Genomic DNA, 11,954 nt, shown 5'->3' with positions numbered 1-11,954 from the left:
TGTTACTAGTTTTTCTAACGGTCTTTTTGCGGTAAAATCGCGGTTTAGAATGTTATCCACTACATTAATTGGTTGACCTGTTTTCTTACATTTCTTCGGTTTCACCTTACACTGTAAATTGTATCTTTGCATCACCTTTTGAACCGTATTTTTACTTGTTTTTGTTGTTTTAAGTAATTTTCTATGTATCTTCCGATGACCATACTTGTATTTGTATAGCTGACATAAACGCGTTATTTCATCTTTCAGTTTGTGTTCAGGTCTCTCGTTAGGTAAATTTTTAAGCCATCTGTAATAATTACTTTTAGATACTCCTAAACCTGAAAATAGGGGAAAACTCACGTTTCATCATGAAAAAAAGGTTTGATACAATTGTATCAAACCTATACATTCAATATGGTGCGGGTGACAGGACTTGAACCTGCATGCCGAAGGCGCTAGATCCTAAGTCTAGTGCGTCTGCCAATTTCGCCACACCCGCTTTTTAAATTTTTATATAAAAATGGCAGGCCCAGCAGGATTTGAACCTACGAGTGACGGAGTCAAAGTCCGTTGCCTTACCGCTTGGCTATGGGCCTGTCTAATGTATTATATTGAATCATTCTAGATTAAATCTAGTTGCTTCTCACAGCAGAAATAATTATAACATTATAAAAATAGAAAATCAACTATAAAATTTAACTTTTATAAGTTAATTATCAATTCACTACTACCTATAAAATAAAGCCGCTTTATTGAAAAAGCAGCTTTATAGTATTTGAAAATGATTTACTTTTTTGGAGATTTACAACTGATACATTCTTTTGCTGTTGGTGTATTTTCTGTTTGACAATGAGGACATATCCACCAAGAACTATTTTGATTTTCATTTGTAATTTTTTGTATTATATAATCTTGAGTTGGCTTAGTCTCTAACATTTCATTCAGATCAAGAATTAAAAACCCAATTGGTATTAATGCTACTGCAATAATAACTATAATTACAAGATCAAGAATAAAAAATAAAAACTGAAAACCAATTTGTGCATTATTTAAATTAAATAAAGATACGCTTATATAATTTGCTGTCAATAAATTTATGAATAACCTCACTACTAAAAGAGTAGCTCCAATAATCCAAGCTATCCCTGTAACTTTATATATAATTATATACTTTTAACATATTGTTGTAAATTCATTATCAAACTATAAAAAAAGTTGATATGTGTATATCAACTTCTAAAAATACTTAGATGGGGCGGCTGATGGGACTTGAACCCACGAGTGTCGGAGCCACAATCCGATGCGTTAACCCCTTCGCCACAACCGCCATGCTTTACGCAAGTATTATTATACCAATAAAATGTTTTTTGTAAAGTTAAAAATTAAGGAAAAATAAGTTTTTTTGTATTTTATGTAATTTATTTGATATTATATAAAGAGTGAAAGGAAGTGTACTTAATTAATGAAATGGATTGGTAGAATATTATATATAGCATTTGTCATCTTAATTTTATTTTATGTAGAAATTCAAGCTGGTGGTGCTAATGCTTTCCGTCAAGCAAGTTATACACACGATACAATATTAAACGCTGTAACATATGATGAAGACGGTAAAGAAATAGATTTTGATACATATGAATTATTAAAACGTTATAACGCTGCATATGATATTCATTATGCAAAGGCTGTAGAAAACAAAAATGGTGAATTAAGTTATGATACAACAACTTCTAATATAAGTGATGTATATAAAATTAAATTCTCTATTCATCCATTAGTATCTATGCTCCCTATTCGTAATACAAATATGTACCATGATGGATTTTATATTGTATTGGAAGAAGGACATGAAGACGTTCTTTATTATGAGTTTGAATTTGTTACATTTAGATTAGAATCTAATGAACCTGTTAAAGAAATTTTATCAAGTGATTTCTTAAAGATTTATCAAACTGTAGAATCTTATCGTTCAACAGGATTCTTCCCTAATTTATTATTAGTTTCAAACTATACATTAAATACTCATAATCGTGGTACTAAAATTGAATATTATGAATATGACATTCGTGCTATTGACGTTTATGCTTATACTAAGAAACAAGATAGTAATGAATTAGAAAAAACATTTATCTATCGTACAACAGATGGTTCAACATCAGTAAATAACTTAGCTGGATCACCTATTGTTACAGATTCAAATTTAAAACTAACCTCTGAAACATATAATATTACTAAAAATATATATGAAACCGGTTTAACAGATGAAAACATTTTAGCATACGGTATTGTTACAGATTATCATCCAGCAGATTTATCACCATATAACTACTACTTCTTTGTTATCTATGGATTATATGCTGTATTAATACTTGTGATTCCATATTTCTGGTTCTTCCATAGACCACTTATGGCTAAAATTAAGAAAAATAAACGATCTAAATTGGAAGATCCAAATCATGAACCACTTCCTCAAATATTTAGTGATGATGAACCAAAGAGCGATAATGAATAATCGCTCTTTTTTTATCTTGAAAATATTTTTTTTGTATGCTATACTATTTCAAGCGTGGGGGCATGGTGTCAACGGTAGCACACCGGTCTCCAAAACCGTTTGTCTGGGTTCGAATCCTAGTGCCCCCGCCATGTATAATATATAAACTGCTTAGTTGCAGTTTTTTTATTTTATGAACTGAAAACTAAATATTATTTAAACTCTTGTGGTAAATTATTTTAAAATATGAAAAAAAAGCGATTTCATTTTGATAAATTCACTTAATCATATAAACTTAATGTAGAAAATGAACATAAAAGGGGTAACTATGAAGAAACTATTTGTACTTCTATTAAGTATCTTGAGTTTATTATTAGTATCATGTACAAATGATAAACTAGGTATACACGTTAAAATCGATTTTAATCAACATAAAATTGAAAGTATTAACCCAAACTTAAGCTCAAGTTTATCTGTTAATGACTCTGATTTTCGATTAAATATTAATATTTCTTCTTTAAATGAAGAATTACCATTATATGTAAACGGTAAATTTATTGATAAAGATAAATATATAATTGAAAATAATGTCATCAAATATACATTTTATGCTGATGAATTTTTAGATCCTGAAACCATTATGCATACAAAAATATATTTAGATACAAATGGTGGGGTATACGACAAAACTTATTTATCAAATCTTACACCACATTCAACATTTGATGTTACAGTTTCTAACGATTCAGAAAATCAAGATTCATTTGTCTTATTTTCAAATGAAGAAACTGGTTTAAGATGGCATTATAAATTATTTTTAAAATACGATGAATCATTATCAATTTACAAGGTTGTTTATTTAGATAAATATACTGCAACTATTGATGCATTAAATTTACCTTCATATGACTATGTATTAGCATTACACTATCAAAGTAAATTATTTACTGAATTATCTTTATTTGAAGTATTTAATGAATCAAATGGTCATGTGATAGTTACAGATAATTTAATATCACTTGATAATATACCTAATACATTCAACCTTTACACACCTAAAACTTATAAAAATACTGTAATACTTAATTTATATAATGAATCCATCACATTACCAAAAGTATTTCAAGATGAATTTGAATTTGATGGATGGATGCATTCAAATACTTTATACAATGAAGTTAAACCTATAAAAGCGAAAGATCGTATAAATATTTTACGTTTAACTGCAAATTGGAAGGGGTATTCAGTGAATAAATTAAAGACTTATTTAGAATCTTTATTACCAGAAACTGTTGAAGGTAATTTAGTTCTACCTACTAAATATAGTGATTATGAAATTACTTATCGATCATCTGATACATCAATTCTTACAAATGAAGGTATTTTTAAAAACAGTTATGGACCTGAGTCAATTGTTTTAACTGCGATTGCTAAAAATTCAAGCGATGAAACTTTTGAAATTTCTATGAACTTAAAATTAAAACCTAAAAAATCATTATCAGGAAAAACAATTGCATCAAGTTATATTTATAGAGGTTATGATACTGTTAATGACTTTTTCTTTGAAGCATTGGATATTATTAATGCCTCATTCGTATTAGCTGATTCAAACGGAGATTTTACAAATTTATCTTATTTCCAAAACGTATTGAATTATATTATGCCTGGTGCTAAAAAATCAGGTTCAAGAGTTATTATGGTTGTAGGTCCAAGTTCTGAGTGGAGTGATATTGCATTAAGCAATTCAAGAATTGAAAACTTTGCAAACAATATTGTTAAAGCGATTAATGAATACGGTTTTGATGGTATTGATATCGACTGGGAATACCCACGTACAAATTCAGAATCTACTGCTTTTGTTAAAATGATGGAAGTTATTTATACAAAAGTAAAAGAAAATAATCCAAACCATTTAGTTACAGCAGCAATAGCTGGTGGTATTTATCAACCACCAAGATATAACTTATCTCAATCTCATCAATACATTGATTATGTTAATGTTATGGCATATGGTTTAACAGATAGTAACGGTCAATACCAAAACCCACTATATAAATCAACAACAGCTCATGATACAATAAACAATGTTGGTAAAACACTAAATACAACTTCAATTAAAGAGTCAGTTGAAATATTTAATGGTTATGGTATACCAAATTCTAAACTTATCATTGGTCTAGCGTTTTATGGTATCAAACAAGTAAAGGTTGGATCCTCTTGGCAAAACAGTGGTTCTGTGAAATATCCAGATATTGCCAGTGGTTATCTAAATAACCCTAACTATATTGAACGTTATGATGAAATTGCTCAAGTACCTTATATCGTAAGTAAAGATGGTTCGGAATTTATTTCATATGATAATGTTAAATCCATTCGTGCTAAAACAAAGTTTGTTAAAGATGAGGGTCTAGCAGGGTTAATGTTTTGGGAACATGGAACAGATACTTCATATACTTTACTACAAGGTATGAATCAAGCTATTAAAGCGAACAATTTATAAAACAAAAAGAGTTAACTAGAAGTATAAGTTAACTCTTTTTTTATTAAATCATTTTATATTAATTATTTTTTACCTACATGTTTTTCTAAAAATGCAACAACTGGTGTTGGTTGAGTATTTGTTAAAATCTCTGAATTTGAAATAAATGCAGGTAAACTTAAGATACCATATTTAGATATTAATTCATTAAATTCTAAAGTATCTGTTTCTTTATTTACGATTTTAATATCTTGTTCATATTTATTATTTAAACCATACTTTAAAAACATTTTTAATTGCTGACATTGTGGACAATCGTTTTTAGTTAATAAGATAACCATATATTATTCATCTCCAAATTTAATAATTTTTTCTTTTTCAAAATAAAAGTCTGCGTCTTTAATCATTTCTGATTTCATTTTTTGATAACCATTTCCCTTCATTGAAAAGTTATCCATTGTTTTGGTTTCTGTATTTAATCCATTTAAAACAACAGGGTTAACATCTTCTTGTTCAAAGTATGGATCAAATCCTAAATTCATTAAAGCTTTATTTGCATTATATCGAACAAAGACGATAACATCATGTGTTAAACCAACTTCATCATATATAGATTCAATAAGTTCAACTTCTTCATGATATAGTTCATTTAAGAATTGATATACCCATGTTTGAAGTTCATCTTGTAGTTCGTTTGAAAAAGTTTCAAATAACTCTTGAGCTAAACGACCAACATATAAACCATGGATAGATTCATCTCTTAAAATTAAGTTAATGATTTCGCCAGCTTGCATAAGTTTTCCTTGTCCATAAAAGAATAATGGATAATAAAAACCTGAGTAGAATAACCAAGTTTCTAAGAATACAGATGCAACCATGGCTTTCCATTGCGCAATTCTAAAATCTAAATCTTTATAACCTTTTTTCATAGATTCAAATTTATGAATATAATTATATCGATCTAAATCTTTATAATATCCAACGATTAATTCCATAATACGTTGAAGGTTTTTATGTTTTTCACCCCATTTAAATAATTCATCAATATCAGGGGTTGTCATATAGGTCATAAAGATGTTTGAATAACTTTTAGCATGTACTGCATTTTCCATAGCAGCCATGAAGTTTAAAACAGCTTTTCTTTGATGAAATTTTTCATCTAAAGATCTTGATACAACGGGCATACCAATATCACCTTGGTATGTATCTAAAAATGTTAAAACTAATAGGTTTCTTGAATAAGCCAATTTAATTTCTGGTTTTAATGTTTCCCATACATTTAAATCTGGTTGTAGAGAAATGTCTTCAGGACGCCAAAATTGGCTTAAATTTTGTTCATAGAATGCTTGTGTGAAGTCATCTTCATGTTCATTCCAGTTTGCACCTTCAAAGGCATTATCAAATTTTTTGAATTTGTTTTCCATGTTATCCTCCTTATACTGCACATGATTCGCATTCTTCAATTTTGAGTTTTTGAGTTCTTGTGTAATATAAAGTTTTTATACCTTGATAATGTGCATATAAATAATATTTAACAAGTTCTCTTGTTGTCACATCAGATGTAATACATAACTCAAATGAAATGCCTTGGTCAACGTGTTTTTGAGCGGTTGCTATAACGTCGATGACTTTATACACATCCATACGATAAGCTGTTTCATACATGAATGCCGCTTTATCTAATGCAGGCATCGGATAATATGTTTTTGAATTACCATAGGTACGTTCTTCAACAAGTTGTTTAATAGGGGTTAAAGAAGGGGTTGCAGACATAACATATCCAATAGAGCCATTTGGTGCAATAGCTAGACGATGTGAATTATATAAACCATATGTCATTACATCTTCTTTTAATTTTTTCCAATCTTCATCCGTTGGAATATAAATATCTTTAAAGATTTCTTTTACCTTATCTGTCTTAGGTAAAATTTGTCCTCGTCCATCAAAGTATGAACCATCTGCATATTTAGAGTGTTCAAAGCGATAAAACTTTTCTCCTGTTTCTTTCGCTTTAAGCATTGAGTGTTCTAATGAGTAGAAATTTACCATATTAAAGAATACATCAATTAAATCTAGGTTTTCTTCGCTACCATATAAAATATAGTTTTCAGCTAAAAATCCATGGTGTCCCATAATTCCAAAGCCAACAGATCGATTAAGTCTATTCGCTTTGGCAACTGCAGGAACGTGTTTAATATCTGTATTTAGTGATACTGAATTCATAACATCCATTGCAGCAAAAACAGTTTCTTTAATCGTATTATGCTTAATCATATTACCCATATGACCAGATGCCAAATTACATGATATATCCATACCGATATCATCTTCTTCACCATAGTTTGCATAATGTGATGTTACAGTTGGTTGTAAGATTTCTGTACATAGATTAGAAAACTTAACTGGCATATCAAGCGGATTTGCACGATTCACATTATCTGAAAACATAATATATGGATATCCTGATTCACCTTGTAAAGATGCAATCATATCAAGTAGTTTTCTTGGATTAACTTTACGTTTACGAACTTTTGGATTTTCAACTAATATATCGTACCATTTGTTCATGTCAATTGATATATCTGCAAAGTCAATACCATAAGCTTGATATACTGTATGTGGATAAAATACATACATATCTTTATTTTCTCTTGCTAATTCAATAAATTTATCTGGTATTACAACACCTAGTGATAATGTCTTAATACGAATATCATCATCAGCGTTTAATTTTTTAGTAGATAAGAAATCTTCTATATCTGCGTGAAATACATTTAAATACGCTGCACCAGCACCTGTTCTTTGGCCCATTTGATCTGCATATCTAAAATTATTATCAAGAAGTTTTGCAACACCTACAACTCCTTTAGATACGTTAGGAATTCCTTTAATTGCTTCACCTTTAGCACGAAGGTTTGTTAGGTTTATTGAAACGCCCCCTCCAACTTTTGATAACTGCATAGAAAACTCTGATACTCTTGCAATATCGTTTAGTGAATCACCCGCTTCTAACAAGAAACATGACACAAATTCACCACGATGTTTTTTACCAGTATTTAAAAGTGTTGGTGTAGCTGGTGTAAAGTCTTGATTAATTAAAGAGCGAATGAGTTGTTTTGCTTTTTCAAAATCACCATTAGCATGATATAAAGCATTAATTGCTAAACGATCTTCGTATCGCTCTAAAAAGTTTTTATTATCACGTGATTTTAATGCATAGTCATTATAAAACTTAAATGCACCCATATAGGTAGGAAATCTAAATTTTGCAGCATATGCAATGTCATAAATGGTTCTAATTTGTTCCATTGTATATTTTTCTAAGAATGACTTTTCATAATATTCATTCTCAATTAAGTAATCTAATTTTTCTTCTAATGAGTGGAAAAATTGTGTACGACGATTGACTTCATTTAAGAAGTAACTTCTTGCAGCTTCTTTATCTTTTTCAATGTCTTTAATTTGTCCGTTTTCATCAATCACTTGGTTGTTTAATAATATCCACTCAGGGATAACCGCTTTTCTCTGTTCCATATTTATCTCCTATCTACAAATAATTCTTAATCCATTTCTTAACATATTCAACGTCACTAGGGAATCCTGATCCTTCGAATTTTAAAACTAAAGGTATTTTATATTCTTTTTCAATTTTTATACCTGCCATACCGAAGTTTTCACCCCAGTTTTTATTACCACTTACTGCAACACCAATAACTTTATCTTTATGTAAATTAAGAAATGTTTTTGTGGTTTCTGGTATTTGACCAAAATTAATACTTCTTGTAACTAAAAATATTTGGTTATCATTATTAACATCTTCATATAATTTAACATGAACGGCTTCATAACCCAATTTACTTGCAAATCGTTTGGTTTGTCCAGTCAAACTATCATAGACCACAATCATATCAACATCTCCTAATAATTATTTATCTAAAATAACTAACTTTTTTTCTTTTCTTGTTTCATTTAAATCAATGATTCTTTGATTAGAACTACCTCTAAATAGTAAGTTTAAGTTTCTTAAAGCTTCTATATAAGGTCCATCAATCAAATAATCTGCAGTATTTAAAATTAAATCTGTATATGGACATTCTCTAGATCTTAATGTTTCATAAGTATAGCCACTATATAACGTGACATCTAAATGATCGTTTTTTGCTAGTTTTACTAATTCACTTACAACTTCAACTTGTAAGAATGGTTCACCACCACTAATAGTAATTCCCCTTAATAGAGGATTTTTACGCCATTTATTTTGAATTTCAGTAATATCAATTAAATGCCCACCATCTAAATCATGTGTGAAAGGATTGTGACATCCTTTACAACGTAATTTACATCCTTGTGTAAATATAACAAACCTTAACCCAAACCCATCGACAATTGATTCTTCAATAAAATTATTAATTCTTAATTTATGAGTGGAAGTGTTTAACACGCTCACTCACTTCTTTTCTTTTAGCATCGTTGAATCGTTCTAATGTTCCAACTAAATATCCTGTAATACGTCTAATTCTATCGAATGGTTGTTCTTTGGTTTCGCGTCTTCCACATTTTGGACATTCATCATTAATAATACCTACATATTTACATAAAGGATCATAGTCAACCGAATGATTTATTGATCCATATCCAATACCTTTTTCAGCCATAAACTTAATGATCTTTTCAAATGCTTCTAAGTTTTTAGATGGATCACCATCTAATTCAATATAAGTAATATGTCCACCATTGGTTAATTCATGATATGGTGCTTCAATACTTATTTTTTCAAATGCTAAAAGGTTATGATACACAGGCACATGGAATGAGTTTGTATAATATTCTCTATCAGTTACACCTTCAATAATGCCAAATTTTTTCTTATCAATTCTTACAAATCTTCCTGATAAACCTTCAGCTGGAGTTGCAATTAAAGAAAAATTAAGTTTATGTTGTTGGGCTTTTTCATCCATGAATGAACGCATATGTGAAACAATTTTAATGCCTAATTCTTGAGCTTCTTTAGATTCACCATGATGTTTTCCAACTAATACTTTTAGTGTTTCAGCTAAACCAATAAATCCTAAAGCTAATGTACCGTGTTTAATCACTTCTTCAATACGATCTTCTAAACTTAATTTATCTGAATCCAACCATACATGTTGTCCCATTAAGAATGGGAAATTATAAACATGTAAGTTCTTTTGTATATCAAATCGTTCTAATAACTGTTCAACAACTAATTCCATTGTTTCATCAAGTAATTTAAAGAAGCCATTTACGTTTTTAGTAAGTAACGCAATACGAGGTAAATTAACCGATGTAAAACTTAAATTACCACGTCCTGTAACGATTTCTTGACTTGGATCAAAAACGTTTGCAATAACTCTTGTACGACATCCCATATAAGCAATTTCAGTGTCTGGGTTACCTTCTTTATAATATTTCTTATTAAATGGTGCATCTAAAAATGAAAAATTAGGGAATAAACGTTTTGCAGATGTTTCTATAGCTAATTTAAATAAATCGTAGTTTGGATCTTTTTCATCAAAGTTAACACCTTTTTTTACTTTGAAAATTTGAATTGGGAAAATTGGTGTTTCTCCTTCTCCTAAACCACGTTGGGTTGCAAGTAATAATTGTTTTACAACTAATCTACCTTCTTCAGATGTATCAGTTCCATAATTTAAAGATGAGAAAGGCACTTGCGCTCCCGCACGTGAGTGCATGGTATTTAAATTATGAATTAAAGATTCCATCGCTTGATAAGTATCTTTTTCAGTTTCTCTTTGAGCTTCTTTCTGAACAAAACTTAAAATCTTATCAATCATTGGAAGATTGACTTTTTGTTTAATATAAGGATTTATATCACTTTGAAGATATTTAGGTTCTATATGATTTTCTTCTTTAATTAAATCTAAAATATGCGCTGCATCTAAATTGATATCATACATATCAAATGCTTTAATTAAATTATTTTTAAAATGACGTTTGTAAGTTTTTCTTACACCTACTGCCATATCATAATCAAATTTAGGAACGGATTGACCACCATGTTGGTCATTTTGATTAGATTGAATTGCTATACAGGCTAATGCTGCATAAGTTTTAATATCTTGAGGTTCTCTTAAAGAACCATGTCCTGTTTGAAATCCTCCAGTAAAGAGTTTTGTTAAATCAATTTGACAACAAGTAAGTGTTAAAGTTAAAAAGTCTAAATCGTGAATATGTATTAAACCTTCATCATGTGCTTTAGCATGTTTAGGATTTAATACAAACATTCTATTAAACTCTTTAGCCCCTTCACTACCATATTTAAGCATTGCACCCATTGGGGTATCGCTATTAATATTGGCATTTTCTCTTTTTAGATCACTTTCGGTTGATTTAGAAAAAGCTATATCATGGAAAGTTTTCATTAATCGAGTATTTCTATCTCTTACCTTATTTCTTTCTTCTCTATATAAAATATATGCTTTAGCAACATCAGGATAGTTTAAAGCAATTAATGCTCGTTCTACTTCATCTTGAATTTGTTCAACATTAGGTACAGTTTTTTTATATTTTTGATTAATATACTCTAAAGCTAATTCACTTACCTCAACTGAAAGACTATCATCTTTCCCCTGTGCAATAAATGCTTTAGATACTGCATTATTTATCTTTTCTGGGTTGAATCTAACTAATCTTCCATCTCTTTTTCTGATTTGTTTAACCATTTTTTCTATCCCTTTCCCATATTGTTTAGTAATTATAATCGAACAATGATTAAGAATTTAAATATATATTTAATCCTTAAATTCTTAATTGCATCCTATTAGGTATGACTATTATATAGAAGTAAAAATGGTATTGCAAATATAAGAAATATGTAAATGCTTTCTATTATTTTCATAAAAATATCATTCAGTTTTTGAATGCCTTTTTAGTATCTATTTGAAGCCATTTTGATATTTTGAGTCACATGTTTTTTTCAAAATTATAAAAATTTATTATATTGTCTTGACAATTTTTATT

The 11,954-nt window shown here is 29.1% G+C and carries 10 protein-coding genes and 4 tRNA genes; 3 read left to right on the top strand and 11 right to left on the bottom strand.

Annotation, left to right across the window (positions count from 1 at the left end; genetic code table 11):
* The 5 genes from T434_RS08115 to T434_RS0105635 form a co-directional block, all read right to left on the bottom strand.
* Positions 1-342 (bottom strand): IS3 family transposase (locus T434_RS08115; protein ID WP_162150769.1); only part of this gene is annotated, 342 nt, incomplete at its 3' end.
* Between the two features lie 55 nt (positions 343-397).
* Positions 398-481: transfer RNA gene (locus tag T434_RS0105650), tRNA-Leu, on the bottom strand.
* A gap of 22 nt (positions 482-503) precedes the next feature.
* Positions 504-578, bottom strand: a tRNA-Gln gene (locus tag T434_RS0105645).
* 190 nt (positions 579-768) lie between these two features.
* Positions 769-1,071 (bottom strand): zinc finger Ran-binding domain-containing protein, encoded by a 303-nt coding sequence (locus T434_RS0105640; RefSeq protein ID WP_026400255.1) that lies wholly within the window; start codon positions 1,069-1,071, stop codon positions 769-771.
* 162 nt (positions 1,072-1,233) lie between these two features.
* Positions 1,234-1,309 (bottom strand) — tRNA-His (locus T434_RS0105635).
* 135 nt (positions 1,310-1,444) lie between these two features.
* On the opposite strand from T434_RS0105635, the gene T434_RS0105630 reads away from it, so the two are divergent.
* The 3 genes from T434_RS0105630 to T434_RS0105620 all read left to right on the top strand — a co-directional run bounded on the left by T434_RS0105630 (position 1,445) and on the right by T434_RS0105620 (position 4,973).
* Positions 1,445-2,494 carry a hypothetical protein gene (locus tag T434_RS0105630; protein WP_026400254.1) on the top strand — a complete coding sequence of 350 codons (1,050 nt, stop codon included), beginning with the start codon at positions 1,445-1,447 and terminating at the stop codon, positions 2,492-2,494.
* A gap of 56 nt (positions 2,495-2,550) precedes the next feature.
* A tRNA-Trp gene (locus T434_RS0105625) sits at positions 2,551-2,625 on the top strand.
* 176 nt (positions 2,626-2,801) lie between these two features.
* Positions 2,802-4,973 (top strand): glycoside hydrolase family 18 protein, encoded by a 2,172-nt coding sequence (locus tag T434_RS0105620; RefSeq protein ID WP_026400253.1) that lies wholly within the window; start codon positions 2,802-2,804, stop codon positions 4,971-4,973.
* A 62-nt stretch (positions 4,974-5,035) separates the two neighbouring features.
* On the opposite strand, the gene T434_RS07185 is transcribed toward T434_RS0105620, so the two are convergent.
* Genes T434_RS07185 through T434_RS0105590 form a run of 6 tightly spaced genes read right to left on the bottom strand, consistent with a single transcriptional unit; the run spans position 5,036 to position 11,656 of the window.
* Positions 5,036-5,293 (bottom strand): glutaredoxin family protein, encoded by a 258-nt coding sequence (locus tag T434_RS07185; protein WP_035358529.1) that lies wholly within the window; start codon positions 5,291-5,293, stop codon positions 5,036-5,038.
* Between the two features lie 3 nt (positions 5,294-5,296).
* Complete coding sequence (gene nrdF, locus T434_RS0105610) at positions 5,297-6,376, bottom strand: class 1b ribonucleoside-diphosphate reductase subunit beta (RefSeq protein ID WP_026400252.1); 1,080 nt, start codon at positions 6,374-6,376, stop codon at positions 5,297-5,299.
* A 10-nt stretch (positions 6,377-6,386) separates the two neighbouring features.
* A complete protein-coding gene (gene nrdE, locus T434_RS0105605; RefSeq protein ID WP_156934102.1) occupies positions 6,387-8,486 on the bottom strand; it encodes a class 1b ribonucleoside-diphosphate reductase subunit alpha in 2,100 nt (699 codons plus the stop codon).
* A 13-nt stretch (positions 8,487-8,499) separates the two neighbouring features.
* Positions 8,500-8,859, bottom strand: a complete 360-nt coding sequence (gene nrdI, locus T434_RS08025; RefSeq protein ID WP_026400250.1) for a class Ib ribonucleoside-diphosphate reductase assembly flavoprotein NrdI — start codon at positions 8,857-8,859, stop codon at positions 8,500-8,502.
* Between the two features lie 18 nt (positions 8,860-8,877).
* Positions 8,878-9,393 (bottom strand): anaerobic ribonucleoside-triphosphate reductase activating protein, encoded by a 516-nt coding sequence (gene nrdG, locus T434_RS0105595; protein WP_026400249.1) that lies wholly within the window; start codon positions 9,391-9,393, stop codon positions 8,878-8,880.
* Entirely contained in the window at positions 9,371-11,656 is a 2,286-nt protein-coding gene (locus T434_RS0105590) for an anaerobic ribonucleoside triphosphate reductase (protein WP_026400248.1), read from the bottom strand. Before T434_RS0105590 ends, nrdG begins: the two co-directional genes overlap by 23 nt.
* Positions 11,657-11,954: the final 298 nt, after the last annotated feature.

Origin of the sequence: Acholeplasma equifetale ATCC 29724 (assembly GCF_000687735.1) — a bacterium.
Classification (GTDB): Bacteria; Bacillota_I; Bacilli_A; order Acholeplasmatales; family Acholeplasmataceae; genus Acholeplasma; species Acholeplasma equifetale.
The sequence above is the reverse complement of the archived record's forward strand: the minus strand, read 5'-3'. Positions and strand labels throughout refer to the sequence as shown.